Source organism: Enterococcus ureasiticus (genome assembly GCF_001730285.1).
GTDB lineage: Bacteria > Bacillota > Bacilli > Lactobacillales > Enterococcaceae > Enterococcus_L > Enterococcus_L ureasiticus.
The window spans coordinates 1,056,175-1,074,700 of the sequence record NZ_MIJZ01000001.1 but is presented as its reverse complement, the minus strand read 5'-3'; the positions used below and the strand labels follow the sequence as shown (position 1 = coordinate 1,074,700).

General features: G+C 35.2%; 16 protein-coding genes. 11 read left to right on the top strand and 5 right to left on the bottom strand.

Going from position 1 to position 18,526, the window contains the following annotated elements; all coding sequences use genetic code 11:
• Positions 1–3 precede the first annotated feature (3 nt).
• Positions 4–1,374 (bottom strand): 23S rRNA (uracil(1939)-C(5))-methyltransferase RlmD, encoded by a 1,371-nt coding sequence (gene rlmD, locus BCR21_RS05025; protein WP_069645392.1) that lies wholly within the window; start codon positions 1,372–1,374, stop codon positions 4–6.
• A 137-nt stretch (positions 1,375–1,511) separates the two neighbouring features.
• On the opposite strand from rlmD, the gene recX reads away from it, so the two are divergent.
• The 3 genes from recX to bph all read left to right on the top strand — a co-directional run bounded on the left by recX (position 1,512) and on the right by bph (position 4,220).
• Positions 1,512–2,312: a recombination regulator RecX gene (gene recX / locus BCR21_RS05020; protein ID WP_069645391.1), complete on the top strand. Its 801-nt coding sequence runs from the start codon at positions 1,512–1,514 to the stop codon at positions 2,310–2,312.
• Positions 2,302–3,501 (top strand): A/G-specific adenine glycosylase, encoded by a 1,200-nt coding sequence (gene mutY / locus BCR21_RS05015; protein WP_069645390.1) that lies wholly within the window; start codon positions 2,302–2,304, stop codon positions 3,499–3,501. The genes recX and mutY overlap by 11 nt, the downstream gene beginning before the upstream one ends.
• Before the next feature lie 185 nt (positions 3,502–3,686).
• Entirely contained in the window at positions 3,687–4,220 is a 534-nt protein-coding gene (gene bph, locus BCR21_RS05010; protein WP_010773241.1) for a biofilm phosphatase Bph, read from the top strand.
• A 69-nt stretch (positions 4,221–4,289) separates the two neighbouring features.
• Here the strand turns inward: bph and BCR21_RS05005 are convergent, their stop codons facing one another.
• Positions 4,290–4,727: a GNAT family N-acetyltransferase gene (locus BCR21_RS05005; RefSeq protein WP_069645389.1), complete on the bottom strand. Its 438-nt coding sequence runs from the start codon at positions 4,725–4,727 to the stop codon at positions 4,290–4,292.
• A 146-nt stretch (positions 4,728–4,873) separates the two neighbouring features.
• Here BCR21_RS05005 and BCR21_RS05000 point away from each other — a divergent pair, with 146 nt between their 5' ends.
• The 3 genes from BCR21_RS05000 to BCR21_RS04990 all read left to right on the top strand — a co-directional run bounded on the left by BCR21_RS05000 (position 4,874) and on the right by BCR21_RS04990 (position 7,952).
• On the top strand, positions 4,874–5,062 hold the full coding sequence (locus BCR21_RS05000) for a hypothetical protein (RefSeq protein WP_069645388.1): 189 nt from the start codon (positions 4,874–4,876) through the stop codon (positions 5,060–5,062).
• A 210-nt stretch (positions 5,063–5,272) separates the two neighbouring features.
• Positions 5,273–6,409, top strand: coding sequence for an AI-2E family transporter (locus BCR21_RS04995; protein ID WP_069645387.1), 1,137 nt, complete (start codon positions 5,273–5,275; stop codon positions 6,407–6,409).
• A gap of 166 nt (positions 6,410–6,575) precedes the next feature.
• The gene (locus BCR21_RS04990) at positions 6,576–7,952 is read left to right on the top strand and encodes a hemolysin family protein (RefSeq protein ID WP_069645386.1); all 1,377 of its coding nucleotides are present in this window, start codon (positions 6,576–6,578) and stop codon (positions 7,950–7,952) included.
• Positions 7,953–8,131: 179 nt separating this feature from the next.
• On the opposite strand, the gene BCR21_RS04985 is transcribed toward BCR21_RS04990, so the two are convergent.
• On the bottom strand, positions 8,132–9,622 hold the full coding sequence (locus tag BCR21_RS04985; RefSeq protein WP_069645385.1) for a helix-turn-helix domain-containing protein: 1,491 nt from the start codon (positions 9,620–9,622) through the stop codon (positions 8,132–8,134).
• A 521-nt stretch (positions 9,623–10,143) separates the two neighbouring features.
• On the opposite strand from BCR21_RS04985, the gene BCR21_RS04980 reads away from it, so the two are divergent.
• Both BCR21_RS04980 and BCR21_RS04975 read left to right on the top strand, forming a co-directional pair.
• On the top strand, positions 10,144–11,721 hold the full coding sequence (locus tag BCR21_RS04980; RefSeq protein WP_069645384.1) for a peptide chain release factor 3: 1,578 nt from the start codon (positions 10,144–10,146) through the stop codon (positions 11,719–11,721).
• 208 nt (positions 11,722–11,929) lie between these two features.
• On the top strand, positions 11,930–12,589 hold the full coding sequence (locus BCR21_RS04975; protein ID WP_069645383.1) for a CatB-related O-acetyltransferase: 660 nt from the start codon (positions 11,930–11,932) through the stop codon (positions 12,587–12,589).
• A 56-nt stretch (positions 12,590–12,645) separates the two neighbouring features.
• Here the strand turns inward: BCR21_RS04975 and BCR21_RS04970 are convergent, their stop codons facing one another.
• Positions 12,646–12,960: a DUF1827 family protein gene (locus BCR21_RS04970; protein ID WP_069645382.1), complete on the bottom strand. Its 315-nt coding sequence runs from the start codon at positions 12,958–12,960 to the stop codon at positions 12,646–12,648.
• Between the two features lie 203 nt (positions 12,961–13,163).
• Positions 13,164–15,419, bottom strand: a complete 2,256-nt coding sequence (locus tag BCR21_RS04965; RefSeq protein WP_069645381.1) for an ATP-dependent Clp protease ATP-binding subunit — start codon at positions 15,417–15,419, stop codon at positions 13,164–13,166.
• Positions 15,420–15,749: 330 nt separating this feature from the next.
• Here BCR21_RS04965 and BCR21_RS04960 point away from each other — a divergent pair, with 330 nt between their 5' ends.
• From BCR21_RS04960 to ptsP, 3 genes are all read left to right on the top strand, one after another.
• Positions 15,750–15,941, top strand: a complete 192-nt coding sequence (locus tag BCR21_RS04960; protein ID WP_069645380.1) for a hypothetical protein — start codon at positions 15,750–15,752, stop codon at positions 15,939–15,941.
• Between the two features lie 173 nt (positions 15,942–16,114).
• The gene (locus tag BCR21_RS04955) at positions 16,115–16,381 is read left to right on the top strand and encodes a phosphocarrier protein HPr (RefSeq protein ID WP_010760596.1); all 267 of its coding nucleotides are present in this window, start codon (positions 16,115–16,117) and stop codon (positions 16,379–16,381) included.
• Positions 16,381–18,108, top strand: coding sequence for a phosphoenolpyruvate--protein phosphotransferase (gene ptsP / locus BCR21_RS04950; protein WP_069645379.1), 1,728 nt, complete (start codon positions 16,381–16,383; stop codon positions 18,106–18,108). Before BCR21_RS04955 ends, ptsP begins: the two co-directional genes overlap by 1 nt.
• Positions 18,109–18,526: the final 418 nt, after the last annotated feature.

Sequence of the window (18,526 nt, the reverse complement as noted above, 5' to 3'; positions counted from 1 at the left end):
AAATTATCTCTTAATCAATTTCACAACAACTTCACATCGCGCTGTTTGTGGAAACATATCAACTGACTGCATATATTTCACATCAAAAACTTTAGCTAAATCAACTAAATCTTTTGCAAGCGTCGACACATTACAAGATATATAAACCATCTTCTTTGGAGGTTGCTTTAAAATGGCCTTCAGCAGTTTTTGATCCAATCCGGTTCTAGGAGGATCAACAATGATTGCATCAGGTTTAAAACCGCTCTGAAGCCATTTAGGCAACAATTCTTCAGCTGTCCCCACTTCATAATGGGTATTCGTAACACCTAAGCGTTCAGCGTTCATCTTAGCATCTTCGATCGCTGCTGGAATGATATCCATCCCTCGAACTTCTTTGGCTTGTTTAGCAATACTTAAACCAATTGTTCCGACACCACAATAGGCGTCAACAACTGTTTCATTTGGTTGTAAGTCTAAAGCTTTCAAGGCTTCATTATATAGAACTTCCGTTTGTTCTGGATTTAGCTGGAAAAAGGCTCTAGGAGATAAATCAAAAGTTACTTCGTTGATTTGCTCTTCAATACTTTCTTTACCCCAAACATGAATAGTTTCATCCCCCATAACAATCGATGTTCGTTTATTTTGAACGTTTTGCATAATCGAAACAACCTCTGGAAGATGTTGTGTGATTTCTTCGATCAAGGCTTTTTTCTGTGGAAATTTTACGGATTGCGTAATGAAAACAACTTGGACTTCATTTGTTTTGACACCGACACGCACCATTAAAGTTCGGAAGATACCGCTATTTTTTCGTTCATTATAAATTGGTAATTGATATTTGTTTAACAACTCTACTAAAGCGTTCATGACTTTAGTTGTCGCTGGTTGTTGAACGAGGCAATCATCAATAGGAACTAAACGATGAGAATCCGCTTGATAAAGACCAGCCTCAACTTCTCCCTCGATTTTACGTAATTGAAATTGCGCTTTATTCCGATAATTCCAAGGATTTTTCATTCCGATTGTTTTGGGTAGCTGATAATTTTCATAGTTTCTTGGTCTGAACTTATTTAGTGACTGTTTTAATAGATCTCTTTTGAAGAGTAGCTGTGCCGGATAAGCTAAATGTTGCAGCTGACAGCCACCACAAGCTTCGTAAACTGGACAAGGCGGCACGACACGTTCAGGGGCTGCTTTTACGATTTTTTTCAATTTGCCTTCAACAAAACGAGGGGCTATTTTTGTGATTTCTACAGAGATATCTTCTTTTGGTAAAGCACCAGGTACGAATACGATCGTCTTTTTGTAATAGCCGATGCCTTCACCGTTGATACCTAAACGTTTTATTTTTAAAGGAATCGTTTGTCCTTCTTTTAATAGTTGTGTGGTCATAATTCCATCCTTTTGATCCGTAGATCTATTAATCAAATATATCGATAGTTCTTATTTTAGCACAATTTGCCTAGTTTAGCTTCTGTCAAATATATGTTATAGTAGAATATATGTTCTCACTAGAAAGGCGGAGAAAGATGGAAACAATCACGAAAATTACAAAAGACAAAGGTCAGTTTTATCTTATCTGGCTGTCTTCAGGAGAAAAATTACGTGTATCTGAGGATACTTTAGTCCGACAACGGTTGTTAAAAGGACAAGAATTATCAGATGAAATGGTCGAAAAAATAAAAAAAGCTGGTTCTTATGATGTGGGTTTGCAAATGTCCTTAAATTATTTGAGCTATCAGTTACGTTCGAAAAAAGAAATTTTAGATTATTTGAAAGAAAAGGAAATTTTACCGGAAGATCGAAAAAGCATCGTGATCCGCTTAGAAGAAATGAACCTTTTAGATGATAAAATATTTAGTGAAAGTTATGTCCGTACCTTGATGCGAACAAGTGATAAAGGACCCAAAATGATTGAACAACAACTAAAACGAAAAGGCTTGAATGACGAAGACATTCAACATGGGTTAACTTTTTATACTATGGATGAACAAGTAGAAGTAGCAAAAGCAACGGCTGAAAAGGCCATGAGACGTTACCGGACAAAGAGTTTCAAAGATGCCTTGCAAAAAGTCCAAATGCATTTGATGCAAAAAGGGTTTAATCGTGAAGTGATCGATTTGGCTTTAGAAGAGCTATCTTTTGAAAAAGATGAAGACCAAGAATTAGATGTGATCAGAAAAGAAGGCGATAAATTATGGGAAAAGCATCGTAAATTAGATTCCTATAAACGCTTAATGAAAGTCAAACAAGGACTTTTCCAGAAACGCTTTGACTCAGATTTGATTCAGCAATATTTTGATGAAAAGGAATTAGAGAATGAAGAATGAAAAATATTGGGAGACTTGGAGTACGGAAGAGCTTCAGTCATTTCAAGAAGAATTTATAGCTTGGTATGAAAAAGAAAAACGAAATTTACCCTGGCGAGTCAATCTAGATCCATATCGTATTTGGATCTCAGAAATCATGCTGCAGCAAACTCGTGTTGATACGGTGATCGATTATTATTATCGTTTTATGGAATGGTTTCCGACGATCAAGGATTTAGCTGAAGCCCCAGATGATCGATTATTAAAAGCTTGGGAAGGTTTAGGTTATTACTCCAGAGCAAGAAATTTAAAAGTTGCAGCTCAGCAGATCATGGCAGAATTTAATGGCCAGATGCCAGAAACAATCGAAGAAATCCGCCAATTAAAAGGAATCGGGCCCTATACGGCAGGTGCAATCGGGAGTATTGCGTTTCAAATCCCAGAGCCTGCAATTGATGGCAACGTTATGCGTGTTGTAAGCCGTTTATTTGAAATCAGTGATGACATTGCCAAACCCAGTAGCCGTAAGGTGTTTGAAGAAGCGATGTATAAAATCATTGATCAAAATCGTCCTGGTGACTTTAATCAAGCGATGATGGATCTAGGCTCTTCGATTTGTACACCCACCTCACCAAAGTGTGAGGAATGCCCGATCCAGTCTTATTGTTTGAGTTATAAGAATAATACAATGACAAATTTTCCAGTTAAATCCAAAAAAATGAAACCAAAAGATGTCTACTATATCGGTGGAATCATCGAAAATAAAAAACAGGAATTTTTATTAAGTCAGCGTGATTCAACAGGCTTATTAGCGAATATGTGGCTGTTCCCGATTACTGAGATAACAAAAGAACGCTTCGATTTTTTACAAAAAAATTGGGCTAAAGAAGATCAGCAAATGTCATTCGATTTTGAAGAACAAAATATGGTGGCAGAAGATACATCAGAAATTTTTGAAGAGTATCCGGAAGTTGTTTGGCAAAAGCGAACATTAGGTGAAGTGACCCATATTTTCAGTCATTTAAAATGGCATATTCTTGTGTTTTACGGACGTCAGACAGGCTTATCAGAGTTGGCTAAAAATCAGCGCTGGGTAAAAGAAGCGGATTATTCAAATTTAGTTTTTCCAAAACCACAGCAAAAAATGGTAGAGCTTTTTGAGAAAGATCGAAAAAACATCAGTAATTCGAGAAAGAACCGTAAAAACTAATCAAATATCTCTAAAAATAACGAAAATTCTCATTTATCTTATTTTGAATAGTCAAAACCAAACTCCTTAGTATGCAAAGTTGAAAATTATGATATAATTATGTTGATATCGGTGTAATGAACACCCAAACGAAAAGTTAGTAGCGTTTAAAAGCGATTTTTCGTACTAGGGAAAGTTGGGGGACTATGGCAATTCCAAAAGAAGGTGAATTTGTAACGATCCAAAGTTACAAACACGATGGGCATTTGCATCGAACATGGCGAGATACTATGGTATTAAAAACGAGCGAGTATTCTTTGATTGGCGTAAATGATCATACTTTGGTAACAGAGTCTGATGGGCGTCGTTGGGTTACTCGCGAACCAGCTATAGTTTATTTCCATAAAAAATACTGGTTCAACATAATAGCGATGATTAGAGAAAAGGGGGTTTCTTATTACTGCAATTTGGCGTCACCGTATCTTTTAGATGATGAAGCATTGAAGTATATTGATTATGATCTGGATATCAAAGTTTTTCCTGATGGTGAAAAACGTTTATTGGATGTGGATGAATATGAATTTCATAGTAAGATTATGGACTATCCAGAAGATATCGATTTTATTCTAAAAGAAAATGTTAAGACGTTAGTAGATTGGATTAATAATGAAAAAGGCCCATTCTCCGAAGCCTATGTAGATATCTGGTATCAACGTTACCAAGAGCTATCGAAAAAATAGCCAATGTAAGATGTTAAGTGAAAAAAGAACTGCCCCCCAACTTGATCAAGTTGGGGGGCAGTTCTTTTTTCACTTAAAGTGTTTATTCATCTGATAATGCTCGATATTCGCATCTAAGAACATTTCGCCTTCTTTGATATAACCCATTCTCTCATAAAAACCAAGAGCTGTGATTTGAGCGCCTAAAGTCATGGCTCTATACCCTTGTTCTTTAGAAAATTGTTCAGCACTTTCTACAATCAACCGACCATGATCGTTACCTCTATACTCTTTTTGCACAGCCATCCGTTGTAATTTAATTAGCCCATCTTCAAGCGGTAATAAGCGGCAAGTTGCAATTGCTTCGTTTTCATCACCGTATAAAACAAAATGAATACAAGCAGCTTCATATTTATCAATCTCAATTTCGCCAGGAACACCTTGTTCCAGCATGAAAACTTGACGGCGGATTTTAACAGCATCTAAGTAGATATCACTCATAGTATCTCTAGTGTGGACGATTTTCATTTGGCACCTCTGTTATAATTATTTTATTTATTATACAACAAAAAATCAGACATTAGAACTTTGATACAAGTTGTTGTTTATTTTTTGTAAAAATAGTATTAGCAGTGTACATTATAAATAACAAAAAACGAAAGGTTGTGTATGTGATGAATACAGATGAAATCGTGCAAAAAGTTAAAGATTTGATTGGTGAAGGAAACTTTGAAAAAGCCAAACAATTCCTTGAAGAGCATCAAGATGATCTTGGTGAACAATACGAAAAATTAAAAGGAATGATTCCTGATATTGATGCAGGTGGATTGACTGATAAAGTAAAAGGTTTTTTCAAAAAATAAGTAGCTGTAATTATTATGGAAACATCCGTGTAGCTCAATTTTACGGATATTTTTTGTATAAGTTTGATAAAATAGTAGAAATGAAAATAGGCATAAAGAAGTATTGCTATCTTATTTAAGAAAGGTTATGCTAAAATCTATGTAAGAAGCAATTGTTTTTTCATGAAGAGAACAAAAAGCACATTTTTTAATGATTGAGGAGGATCATCTTTGTTTGAAAAATTAAGACAGTCAAAATTATTTTTTTGGTCAGCAGAATTGCTAGTTATCGCAACTTTGATTTTTGTCTCTAGTAAAATCAATTTTCTATTTGCGCCAATTGGTACATTCTTCTCAACCTTGTTTGCACCGGTTTTGGTAGCAGGATTTTTGTATTATATCTTAAATCCAATCGTAAATTTACTAATGAAAATCAAAATGAAACGGCCTTTAGCAGTTCTTCTTGTTTTGCTGATATTAGTAATAGCTATCATTTTGATTCTAGTCAGCGTTATCCCTAAGTTAGCATCTCAGCTTGCTAGTTTGGCTTCAAATATGCCGACAGTTTTCAGTAATGTGGAAGCGTGGGTCTATAGAATGGCCGAGTTACCTTTATTTAAAGAGGTAGATTTAACAAGTTATTTAGAAAAATTGGATATTTCTTACGGGACGATTATTCAACAGTTTTTAAGTGGCTTATCTAATAGTCTGGGTTCAGTAGTATCGACTGTGGCTTCAACTACGATCGTTGTCGTTACAGCACCATTTATCTTGTTTTACATGTTAAAAGATGGGGATCGATTGGTTCCATCGATCGAGCGCTTTTTGCCAGAAAAGCGTCAGGAAAGCATTGCTGAATTGTTGAGTAAAATCAACAAGACGTTGGCAAATTATATAAGTGGACAAGCAATTGAATGTTTGTTTGTAGGGACCTTTACAGCGATTGGTTATTCGTTGATTGGCGTCCGTTATGCCTTTTTATTCGGTGTCATCGCAGGTTTCACAAATCTGATTCCTTACCTTGGACCATATCTGGGGCTTGCTCCAGCCGTTTTTGTAACTGTTTTTGATGAACCGATAAAAGCTTTATTATGTTGTGTCGTTGTTTTAGTCGTTCAACAAATCGATGGCAATATTATTTACCCAAATGTAATCGGAAAGTCATTACAAATACATCCATTAACAATTATCATTGTTTTGCTGGTCGCTGGAAATATCGCAGGACTATTAGGAATCTTCTTAGGTGTTCCGTTTTATGCGATTGTTAAAACTATCGTTATTCATGTCATGGGAATGATTCGGGAAAGCAGAAGTGAAAAAATCGTATTGACTGGCGAAGGAAATGAAATATCGATGAAAGAAAAATGACATCGATTATTGAAATTAATTGCTGTTTGTGATAGGATTTTAACGTGACTACTGATAGTGGTCACGTTTTTTATCAAGTTGATTAGTAAACAGTTTGTTACTAAATGAAATTGAAAAACGAAATACAGCGTTTTTCGAATAATTTTAAGAGGAGAGAGTGCACATTATGAATGCTGACCCCGAGAGTCAGTCGCTTATAGCGCAAATTTTATTATTGATCGTATTAACATTGATCAATGCGTTTCTTGCTGCAGCGGAGATAGCAGTTGTTTCGGTAAATAAGAATCGTGTCGAACAAAAAGCAGAAGAAGGAGACGCGAAAGCTAAGAAGCTATTAAAGATTTTACAAGATCCTACGAGCTTTTTATCAACAATCCAAGTTGGTATCACTTTAGTTAACATCTTGTCTGGGGCTTCCTTAGCGGATACTTTATCAGCAAGATTAGCACCTGTTCTTGGTGGCGGAGCTGCTGCAAAAAGTATTGCTAGTATTATTATTTTAGCTATGTTGACCTATGTTTCTATTGTTTTTGGTGAATTATATCCAAAACGAATCGCAATGAATAAATCAGAAGAGGTCGCTCAAGCAACTTCTGGATTTGTGCGTACCATAGGAGTGATTGCAAAACCATTTGTGTGGTTGTTATCAGCTTCAACAGACTTACTTTCAAAGATTACACCAATGAAATTTGATGATGCTGATTCAAAAATGACGCGTGATGAAATGCGTTATATGTTGGAATCAGAAGGTGTTTTAGATAATGATGAATTAGAAATGCTTCAAGGTGTCTTTTCTTTAGATACAAAAGTCGCTCGTGAAGTAATGGTTCCAAGAACAGATGCTTTTATGATCGATATTGAAGACGACATTCAAGACAATATTAATGCTGTTTTATCAGAAAACTATTCAAGAATACCGGTTTATAACGAAGATAAAGATAAAATCGTTGGTGTTCTTCATACTAAAAACTTATTAAAAGCAGCCCATAAATTAGGCTTTGAAAAAATTCAATTAAAAAATATCATACAAGAACCATTATTTGTTCCAGAAACGATTTTCATTGATGATCTATTATATGAATTAAAACGAACACAAAACCAAATGGCTATTTTATTAGATGAATATGGCGGTGTCGTTGGTTTGGCTACGTTAGAAGATTTATTAGAAGAAATCGTTGGAGAAATCGATGATGAGACTGATGAAGTAGAAAACTTATATGCTAAGATCAATGAACACGAGTATTTAGTTCAAGGAAGAATGTTAATTGATGAATTTAATGAAGCATTCCAAACAGACTTGCATATGAGTGATGTTGACACCATGGCAGGCTATCTAATTACTGCATTAGGCACAATTCCTGATGAAGGCGAGAAGCTGTCATTTGATGTAGGCAATATCACACTGACCTCTGAAGAAATGGAAGGAACAAGAGTCTTAGCATTAAAAGTAGTTTTTCATGATGAAGATGTCATTGATGAAGAACCAGAAGAATACCGTCGTTTTTTCCGCAAAGAATTGGAGGATGACGAACCGAGAAGATAGAATAATAATAGAGGTTGGGGCCAAAAGCGTTCAGTCCGATGAGTCCTTGACGAGAAGGCATCAACTCGTAACTTGTTGTGTTTTATAGCAATAAGAAGAAATTGCTTCCGTTTTCTCAGCTTATTCCTATTTAAGGTGTGAAACAAAAGTAACATTTACTTTTGTTTCACACCCTTTTTTTATTCTGGAATAATCACTTTTTTATTACGAATTTCTTTTATCGCTTGATAAAGACCAATGTATTGTTCGTCGTTATCCGCAGAAAAACGGAAAACAAAAGATGGTAAATGACAGTCCTCTGGAATTAGGTAAGATGAAGTAGTGACGATAAGGTCAAAAGAGGAAAACTCCCCATATTTATAAGCAATTAGTTCAACAAAAGGCATTTCTTCTATAAACTGTGCCAGAGGTTGAACGAGTAAGTAATTTGATTCTGCAACCAATGCGATACGTAGAATATTATCTGTTTGGAATGATTCATATAGAGGAACTAGTAGTGCTGCCAGTGTATCTGACAATGTGTTTATACTTTCTTTGAGCCAGCTAAAGTTCTTTCTCTTGGAAATTTTTTGAAACATAGCTTTAAAATAAGTCAACAAATGATAATGGTATTCATTTTTCGAGTACTGAGAATGATTGATCAAATGAAACAACGTTGGGAATGGCTTTTCAATAATTACTGTAGTAAAAATAATATTAGCTATATTACCAAACAAAATAGGCTCATTATCCCAAGAGAAATCTTTAGGTAAAAACTTTTCACTAAATGAAATACAAACTTCCTTTAATATTTTAGTTGCTGTATTTGTCTGAGTGTTTAAGTACTTATTCAATAGCGAAAGCCGATAATCGTTATTTCTGAAAAAATTTGGTTTAGAGATCAATAAATAGGCACTAAACTGAGCTTCGGCTTCTAATATTTTTTTATCTTCGATCAACTCACCAAAACCAGTTTTTACATAAGCTATATTCATTGGAATGTAAGGTTCAATCGCTGTTTTTTCTATTAAAACATTACCAGATTTTATTCTTAAAAAAATGATATTCAGCATTAAGGATATTTGCTTATTAGCAGAATAGCTATAACTATCTGGGAAATATGGACTGATCATCTTAATTATTGCATCATAATTTATTGGATTATTCTTAATTTTGGGTAGATGTACACCTTGAGAAGCTAACCAAATCAAGGAATAAAAAGTGACGCGGATAATTCTCTCATCACCATAAAGACGTAATTGAGTGGTATTCATTTTGATACCGAATTTATTAAAGTAGCTACCTAATAATTTGGATTTACGAACAACGGTTGTTCTGCTATGGTAATTTTTTTTGCAAAATTTGGTTAGATCGTCATTTGGATAATAGAGAAGTGAAATTAGTAATTGATAAGGAACGCTTTGCGTAATCAGAAATTGATAGTACATATCATATGAAATGTTTTTTTTATAATGAACACCATTTAATTGGAATAATTTTATACTTTCTCCAGTCATTTTAGTAAGATCTTGTTGGATCAATTCCAGAAGATAAACGACACGACTATAGGAATAATCCAGTCTATTTTCAAAAAAATTAATACTATGTTGCTTATTAGAAAATTTAGTTAATAGCTTAAATAGGGTTAATTTCCGTTTAGAAGTGTCTTCCAACATCATTGCTTCAAGCATTTTGCTCTCTCCTTTAAAGTAAATTTGTTAATAGAGTAAAAAAAATGTAACTAATTTGGGAAATATAGCCTCAGAAAACCATTTTAATAATACTGAATACAATATAATTGTTTGAATGGAAGGGAATAAAGGCGAATAAATAACAATTGAATTATTTGAAAAAATGATTTAGTTAAAACTTTTCAATGTTTGCACATCAAGTTGGTTAACTTTATACTTAATTTAGTTAAGTGTAAAGTAAATCTTAGTACTAAAACTAGTTTTTAGCAAATAAATTAAGAAGTTCATTTCTTCCCCAATTAATAGAGATCAAGACAAAATTCATTGAGTTTTGTTTTGGTCTCTTCGATTTTTTTTGAAACTTAGTTAAAGACTTTGAAAACTAGGGTAATTCCATGATATACTACACTAGTTGAAGAATAAAGAGTAGGGAGAATTTTCCGATGTAGATATCCTTTAAATAAACCATAAAAAGTAAATGAAGTCCTTTTCAAGAATAAAATGATAGATTGGAGTAACGAATGAATAATCCACATTTAAAAGAACAAGTAGATAGCCGCCGCACGTTTGCCATTATTTCCCATCCGGATGCTGGTAAAACAACGATTACAGAGCAGCTTTTATTATTTGGAGGAGCAATCCGCCAAGCTGGAACTGTTAAAGGCAAGAAAACAGGAAACTTTGCAAAATCTGACTGGATGGAAATCGAAAAACAAAGAGGAATCTCTGTGACCAGTTCGGTGATGCAGTTTGACTATGATGGAAAACGTGTAAATATTCTAGACACACCTGGACACGAAGACTTCTCAGAAGATACGTACCGAACATTGATGGCAGTTGATAGTGCTGTTATGGTGATCGATAGTGCCAAAGGGATCGAAGCTCAAACAAAGAAATTATTCCAAGTTGTCAAGAAACGTGGAATCCCGATTTTTACCTTTATCAATAAATTGGATAGAGATGGTCGCGAGCCTTTGGAGTTACTTGAAGAATTAGAAGAAGTCCTAGATATAGAATCGTATCCAATGAACTGGCCGATCGGTATGGGAAAAGGTTTGGAAGGGTTATATGATATCTACAACAAGCGTGTAGAAGTCTATCGACCTGAAAATAATAATGGCGAACGGTTTATTCCATTAGTGGATGGTGATATTCCAAGTGATTTACCATTGCACAAAGATAGTGTGTACAAACAGGTATTAGAAGAAGTTGAATTGTTGGTTGAAGCAGGTGACGAGTTTGACACGGAGAAAATTGCCCGTGGAGATCAAACGCCAGTTTTCTTTGGTTCAGCATTAACAAATTTTGGTGTACAAACGATGTTAGAAACCTTTTTACAATTCGCTCCATCACCATATAGTCATAAGACAGAAGAGGGACAAGAAGTTAGTCCTTATGAAGAAGAGTTTTCTGGGTTTGTCTTTAAAATCCAAGCGAATATGAATCCTGCTCATCGAGATCGTATTGCCTTTGTTCGTATCTGTTCAGGTACTTTTGAACGTGGAATGGATGTTACTCTTGGTAGAACTGGCAAGAAAATCAAGTTAAGCAATGTGACACAATTCATGGCTGATGCTAGAGAAAACGTCGAAGAAGCTGTGGCTGGAGATATTATCGGGATCTACGATACGGGTAATTATCAAATTGGAGATACATTATTTGAAGGGAAATTAAAAGTTCAGTACGAAGAATTACCTTCATTTACCCCAGAGCTATTTATGAAAGTTAGTGCCAAAAATGTGATGAAACAAAAATCATTCCATAAAGGGATTAATCAACTCGTTCAAGAAGGTGCCATTCAGCTGTATAAGACGTATTTAACAGAAGAATATATCCTTGGAGCAGTAGGACAATTGCAGTTTGAAGTGTTCCAGCATCGTATGCTCAATGAGTATAATGCAGAAGTAATCATGACACCAATGGGCTCGAAAATCGCTCGTTGGATCGATCCTGCCGATTTAGATGAACGAATGAGTTCGAGTCGAAATATCTTGGCAAGAGATCGTTTTGATCAGCCCTTGTTCTTATTTGAAAATCAATTTGCTATGCGCTGGTTTGCGGATAAATATCCTGATGTTGAACTGAAGAGTTTGATGTAAGAGTAACTTTAAATAAATGATGTGAAGCCGTTTCTATTGAATAAGAACGGCTTTTTTATCATTTGACTTTAAAGCCGCAAAAAAGTATAATCAACAACATTATTGGAGTGATAAATATGAGTCGTCGTTTAAGACTATTAAAAAATGTTTCAGTGGTAGTAAGCTTCTAAGTCAAAAGCATAATCTAACTTAGAAGCGAGGAAGAAAAATGAAGAACAATAATAAATTTGAAAAATGGTCAGATACTTTATATTTAAAAGAGTTAGTGACAAATCCATTGATAGAGGTCGGTGATTTTTCTTATTATTCTGGGTACTATGGCAATCAGAATTTTGAGGATGGCTGTGTTCGTTATTTATGGGGAGATCCATTAACAAGAGCGGCCTTTGATCCGGCAAAAGATATGGGTTGGCATCTAGATAAATTGATTATTGGTAATTATGTTTGCATTGCAGCTGGTGCGACAATTTTAATGGGAGGCAATCACAATCATCATCCGGATTGGATCACTGTTTATCCTTTCGCTAGCCATGTGGAAAAATCCTATGAACCAAAAGGCGATACGGTCATCAAAAGTGATGCTTGGATTGGGATGAATGCGATGATTATGCCAGGAGTCACGATAGGTGAAGGCGCTGTGATCGCAGCAGGCTCGATGGTCATAAAAGATGTTCCACCATATACGATTGTTGGTGGAAATCCAGCGAGAGTGATTAAAAAAAGATTCTCAGATAACGAAATTATGATGCTTTTAGAACTACGATGGTTCGATTGGACGAAAGAACAGGTAGAAGCGGCTATCGATATTTTGATGAGTAATTCCATTGATGAGCTATATTGTTATTATAAAAAACACATCTTAAATTAGATAAAAAAAGCCAGTTTATCATGTAAGTGATAAGCTGGCTTTTTAACTGTATGTGGCTAATTTTCTACGAGACTAGAAGTCGTCGGAATCGAAATTTCAATAACGTCTTTTAATTCGATGATTGAAATTTGATCACGGTCATATTTTTCTTTTGGAATCCGTTTCAAGAAATAGGTTAGAATCTCATTGATCTCAGTTTTACGAACAGCGCGTTTTTTATTAACAACCAATATTTCAGCGTGTTGGGCAGCTTCTGAATAAACGACGGTCGTGTTACCCGCTGAATAGACTTTCACAAAGTATGCATCGGTATTTTCTAGTTGTTTATTGACCAATTGTTTGTAGCTATTAGTTACATTGACTAATTTCATTTTTTTCACCTCGGTTTAATTCATTATTGTACTTTAATAATAAAAATAGAGTATTCACAGACTCAAAAAGCTGGAATAGTCTTCTTCAAAATTTGATATAATTTATATGCATCTTAATTATAAATTTTTTTAGCTGAAATAAAAAGAAATTAGTCTTGGAAAACACAAAAAAGTCAATCAGTTTGCCTGATTGACTTCACTTTTTATTCCTCTTCTGGAGTTGTTTCACTGGTATCACTGGGATTTACAGTGATTTCTCCCGTAACAATAATTTTTCCATCGTCGTCTAGTTTAGCGATCAATTGATGTTCTTCAGGATGATCTAAGAAATACTCCGCGATACCATCTTCGATTTGTTCCTGGATCGTCCGACGTAATGGACGAGCACCCATTGTAGGATCATAGCCTAAATCAACTAATTTTTCTTTGACATCGGTTGTTACATCAATATGAATTTTTTGATGAGCAAGTAAACTATTGACGTCATCTAGCATCAAGCTAACGATGTTCATTAAGTTTTCTTTGCTCAACGCTTTGAATTCAATGATTCCATCGAAACGGTTCAAGAATTCAGGTGTGAAGAAATTATTTAATTGACCCAAAACAGATTTTGTAAGTCCCGCGCGCGCAGCACCAAAGCCAACATTTGCTTCTACATTACCAGTTCCAGCATTACTTGTCATGATAATGATCGTATCTTTGAAGCTGACTGTTCTGCCTTGTGCATCTGTTAGGCGACCATCGTCAAGGATCTGTAAGAACATATGCAAGACATCAGGATGTGCTTTTTCGATTTCGTCCAAAAGAATCAAGCTGTAAGGATTACGACGAACTTTTTCAGTTAATTGCCCTGCCTCATCGTAACCAACATAACCAGGAGGTGAACCGATCAATTTAGACACACTGTGTTTTTCCATATATTCACTCATATCAAAACGAATCATTGAATCTTCTGAACCAAACAATTCATAAGCTAATTGCTTAGCCAATTCTGTTTTACCAACACCCGTTGGCCCAACGAATAGGAAGGAGCCGATTGGGCGATTTTGTTTGCCTAAACCTACGCGATTACGGCGAATTGCTTTGGATACTTTATCAACGGCATCATCTTGTCCAACAACATGAGATTTCAAATCTACAGCTAGGTTTTTCAATTGTGTTTGTTCTTTTTCTTTTAAATCACCCACAGGAATGCCAGTTTTTTGTTCTACGATCGCTTCAATATTTTTTTCGTCGATCACAGGCGTTTCTTCATCGCTGATTTGTTTTTCTTTCATTGTTTGCAATTTGTTGATTTGATCACGGTAATAGGCTGCTTTTTCAAAATCTTCTTCAGCAGAAGCTTGTTGTTTTTGTTGTTCAGCATCTGCAAGTTTCTTTTCAATCGTCTTAGGATCAACGATTTGAATCGTCAAGTTCATTTTAGAACCAGATTCATCTAATAAATCAATTGCTTTATCAGGTAAGAAACGGTCTTGAATGTAACGATTTGATAAGGTTGCAGCAGCTTTGATTGCTTCATCAGTGTATTTTACATGGTGGTAATCTTCATAACGTTTTTGCAGACCTTTAAGAATCGCAATCGTCTCATCTACCGTTGGTTCATCGACACGAACTGGTTGCATCCGGCGTTCTAACGCAGCATCTTTTTCAATGATACGGTACTCATTCAGCGTTGTAGCACCAACCATTTGCAGCTCACCACGAGCAAGCGCTGGTTTTAAAATATTGCCAGCATCCATGTTACCGTCACCAGCAGCACCAGCGCCAACGATTTCATGGACTTCATCAATGAATAAGATAACATTTTCTGCTTGTTTGATTTCATCGATCAATTTTTGCATACGTTCTTCAAATTGACCTCGAATACCAGTACCTTGGACTAATGAAACCACGTCTAAACGGATGACTTCTTTATCCAATAATTTTTGCGGTACATCGCCATCTACGATTTTTTGTGCTAACCCTTCGACAACGGCTGTTTTACCAACACCAGGTTCACCGATCAAGACAGGATTATTTTTCGTTCGGCGATTCAAGATTTCAATCACCCGTTTGATTTCTTCATCACGTCCGACAACTGGATCGACATCGCCGTTTCTAGCTGCCTGAGTAATGTTGATACCATACTCTCCTAATAAACCATCGGATTGACCAGCACCTCCTCTAGGTGGTTGTCCACCATTAAAACCATTGCCATCACCAAATTGAGTAGGGGGAGTTTGACCATTCGGATTCCCTTGTTGTTCCTGCATTTGACGAGACAATGAGCGGTATAAATCATCTAAACTTCCAAAACCAAATGGATCTTGTTGAGACATTGTTGGTTGATTATCGTTTGCTTGTGCTTTTAATTTTTGATAGCAACTTTGGCAATAGTCTAATTGCTTTCTTTGACCATTAACATTTGCGTATAAGTGGATCGTTGCTGGATTTTGCTGACAGTTTTGACAAATCATAGGATAAAACACGTCCTTTCAAAATAAGACTAATTTTATATCAAAGTCCTTTGAGTAAGATCAAATAGTCCGCTGACCATTTTTGACCTTTGACAATATTATAGCATCTTTTTAGCAAGAATCAAGCAATTGAACTCTAGGTCGATCAATAAATAAAGTGAAAAAATCATATTGATTAGAATGATTTTTTGTCTATAATAAAAATTATTATATTTTTATAAAAATATCCACTTTTATTTATGTGAACAATGAGAATAATTTAGACAATTATCTATTTTTGTCATACAATATCTTCAGTCTATAAATAAAAGTGAAAGCTGTGATCATTTGATGAATGAAAATCTATTTGAAGAACAAATCAATGCCTTAAAGGAAGGGACTATTTCTGAACTTGTCATAGAACCAAAAGATTTTACAGCCTTTAGAGAAGTTTGGAAAAATTTGCCAGACAGGATGTCAATTGTCGGAGAAGCCGGATTAAATGGACGAATTATATATCGTTATATGAAGGAAGAAAAATAATTGATCATTTCAAATGATAAAAAAAAGGTGAAAAGTGTTGTAACTACTCACAAAAAATGGTAATCTTAAAAATTGAAAGGGTATTATCCAGATTCTAGTTTCGTTTGAAACGTATCAAGAAAGGAAAACCCTAACATAAAAAATTATTTTACTTACGAAGGAGACCGATTTATATGGAAAAGAAAGAATTTCACATCGTAGCAGAAACAGGGATTCACGCTCGTCCAGCTACATTATTAGTACAAACTGCAAGTAAATTTAACTCAGATATTAACTTAGAATACAAAGGTAAATCTGTTAACCTTAAATCAATCATGGGCGTTATGTCTTTAGGCGTTGGCCAAGGTTCAGACGTAACTATCTCAGTTGACGGTGTTGACGAAGCTGACGCATTAGCAGCAATCGTAGACACAATGCAAAAAGAAGGATTGTCAGAATAATGTCTGAAATGCTAAAGGGAATTGCCGCAAGTGATGGTGTTGCTATTGCTAAAGCTTACCTGTTAGTTCAACCTGATTTATCTTTCGACAAAAAATCTGTAGAAGATACATCTGCTGAAGAAAGCCGTTTAGATGGTGCTTTAGCAAAATCTACGACTGAGTTGCAAGCAATCAGAGAAAAAGCAGCGCAAAGCCTTGGTGAAGAAGAAGCTCAAGTATTTGATGCTCATTTAATGGTTTTATCTGATCCTGAAATGATCGGTCAAATCAAACAAAACATTCAAGACAACAAAGTAAATGCTGAATCTGCGTTAAAAGAAGTAACAGATATGTATATCGGTATGTTCGAAGCTATGGATGATAATGCTTACATGCAAGAACGTGCTGCTGATATTCGTGACGTTGCGAAACGTATTTTGGCTCATTTATTAGGTGTTACTCTTCCTAATCCTTCAATGATTAACGAAGAAGTAGTTGTGGTTGCCCATGACTTAACACCAAGTGATACCGCTCAATTAGACCGTACGTATGTGAAAGCATTCGTAACAGATATTGGCGGACGTACATCACATTCAGCTATTATGGCTCGCTCTCTTGAAATTCCTGCAATCGTAGGAACAAAAGAAATCACTGCTAAAGTGAAAGAAGGCGACATCTTAGCGGTTAATGGAATTGATGGCGATGTCATCATCCACCCAACTGACGCTGAAAAATCTGATTTTGAAGCAAAAGGAAAAGCATATGCTGACCTTAAAGTTGAATGGGAAAAACTAAAAAATGCTGAAACAGTTACTGCTGACGGTAAACATATCGAGTTAGCTGCAAACATTGGTACACCTAAAGATTTAGAAGGCGTACACAACAATGGTGCTGAAGCTGTTGGTTTATATCGTACAGAATTCCTTTACATGGATTCTCCAGATTTCCCAACAGAAGATGAACAATATACAGCTTACACTGCAGTACTTGAAGGCATGAACGGCAAACCTGTCGTGGTTCGTACAATGGATATCGGTGGGGATAAAGAATTACCATATCTTCAATTACCGCATGAAATGAACCCATTCTTAGGTTACCGTGCTTTACGTATCAGCTTATCTGAACGTGGTGATGAAATGTTCCGTACACAAATGCGTGCGTTACTTCGTGCTTCTGTTCATGGTAACTTACGTATCATGTTCCCAATGGTTGCGACGTTAAAAGAATTCAGAGCAGCGAAGAAAATCTTTGAAGAAGAAAAAGCTAAATTAGTTTCTGAGGGAACAAAAGTTTCTGATACGATTCAAGTTGGTATCATGATCGAAATTCCTGCAGCAGCTGTAATTGCAGATAAATTCGCCAAAGAAGTTGATTTCTTCAGTATTGGAACAAATGATTTGATTCAATACACAATGGCAGCAGATCGTATGAACGAACGCGTTTCTTACCTATACCAACCATATAACCCATCAATCTTACGTTTAATCAAAAACGTTATTGATGCTTCACACGCTGAAGGTAAATGGACAGGTATGTGTGGAGAAATGGGTGGCGATCAAATGGCTGTACCATTATTGGTAGGAATGGGCTTAGATGAGTTCTCAATGAGTGCCACATCTATTCTTCAAACTCGTAGCTTGATGAAACGTCTAGATACTAAGAAAATGGCTGACCTTGCGGATCGTGCGTTGAATGACTGCGATACAATGGAAGAAGTTATTGACTTGGTTAAAGATTATACGAAATAGATAATTACTAAAAGCTTTCACCTTTCAGAATCCGTTCTGACTGATGAAAGCTTTTTTATGTTATCAATATATTGGAACTGAGTTACTAATTCATGCTTGTTAAAAATGTAATTATTCAATCTTTAGCACATTTTTTAGTTTGTTATATTAATTTTGTTTATCGTCTTTTATTTTAAAACTTTGTAATTCGAATTCGTAACGTCAGATAATCAATTATAATTATAAATGAAATAACAATAGTAATTGATGATTTTAACATGCTTTTCGAAAATTAATAAAGAGTGTGTGTAGTATGTACACTCAGTTCGCGGATATTTCCAAGATATACAATAAAAATATTTATTGTATATCTTTTTTTACATAAAATTAGTAATAAATAGTTATTTTAAACAAAAAAATAAATAAAATGTGAAATAGT

Excerpts from the sequence above, each read along its gene's own strand:
- rlmD (WP_069645392.1), bottom strand. The coding sequence starts at position 1,374 with ATGACCACACAACTATTAAAAGAAGGACAAACGATTCCTTTAAAAATA.
- recX (WP_069645391.1), top strand. The coding sequence starts at position 1,512 with ATGGAAACAATCACGAAAATTACAAAAGACAAAGGTCAGTTTTATCTT.
- mutY (WP_069645390.1), top strand. The coding sequence starts at position 2,302 with ATGAAGAATGAAAAATATTGGGAGACTTGGAGTACGGAAGAGCTTCAG.
- bph (WP_010773241.1), top strand. The coding sequence starts at position 3,687 with ATGGCAATTCCAAAAGAAGGTGAATTTGTAACGATCCAAAGTTACAAA.
- BCR21_RS05005 (WP_069645389.1), bottom strand. The coding sequence starts at position 4,727 with ATGAAAATCGTCCACACTAGAGATACTATGAGTGATATCTACTTAGAT.
- BCR21_RS05000 (WP_069645388.1), top strand. The coding sequence starts at position 4,874 with ATGAATACAGATGAAATCGTGCAAAAAGTTAAAGATTTGATTGGTGAA.
- BCR21_RS04990 (WP_069645386.1), top strand. The coding sequence starts at position 6,576 with ATGAATGCTGACCCCGAGAGTCAGTCGCTTATAGCGCAAATTTTATTA.
- BCR21_RS04985 (WP_069645385.1), bottom strand. The coding sequence starts at position 9,622 with ATGCTTGAAGCAATGATGTTGGAAGACACTTCTAAACGGAAATTAACC.
- BCR21_RS04980 (WP_069645384.1), top strand. The coding sequence starts at position 10,144 with ATGAATAATCCACATTTAAAAGAACAAGTAGATAGCCGCCGCACGTTT.
- BCR21_RS04975 (WP_069645383.1), top strand. The coding sequence starts at position 11,930 with ATGAAGAACAATAATAAATTTGAAAAATGGTCAGATACTTTATATTTA.
- BCR21_RS04970 (WP_069645382.1), bottom strand. The coding sequence starts at position 12,960 with ATGAAATTAGTCAATGTAACTAATAGCTACAAACAATTGGTCAATAAA.
- BCR21_RS04965 (WP_069645381.1), bottom strand. The coding sequence starts at position 15,419 with ATGATTTGTCAAAACTGTCAGCAAAATCCAGCAACGATCCACTTATAC.
- BCR21_RS04960 (WP_069645380.1), top strand. The coding sequence starts at position 15,750 with ATGAATGAAAATCTATTTGAAGAACAAATCAATGCCTTAAAGGAAGGG.
- BCR21_RS04955 (WP_010760596.1), top strand. The coding sequence starts at position 16,115 with ATGGAAAAGAAAGAATTTCACATCGTAGCAGAAACAGGGATTCACGCT.
- ptsP (WP_069645379.1), top strand. The coding sequence starts at position 16,381 with ATGTCTGAAATGCTAAAGGGAATTGCCGCAAGTGATGGTGTTGCTATT.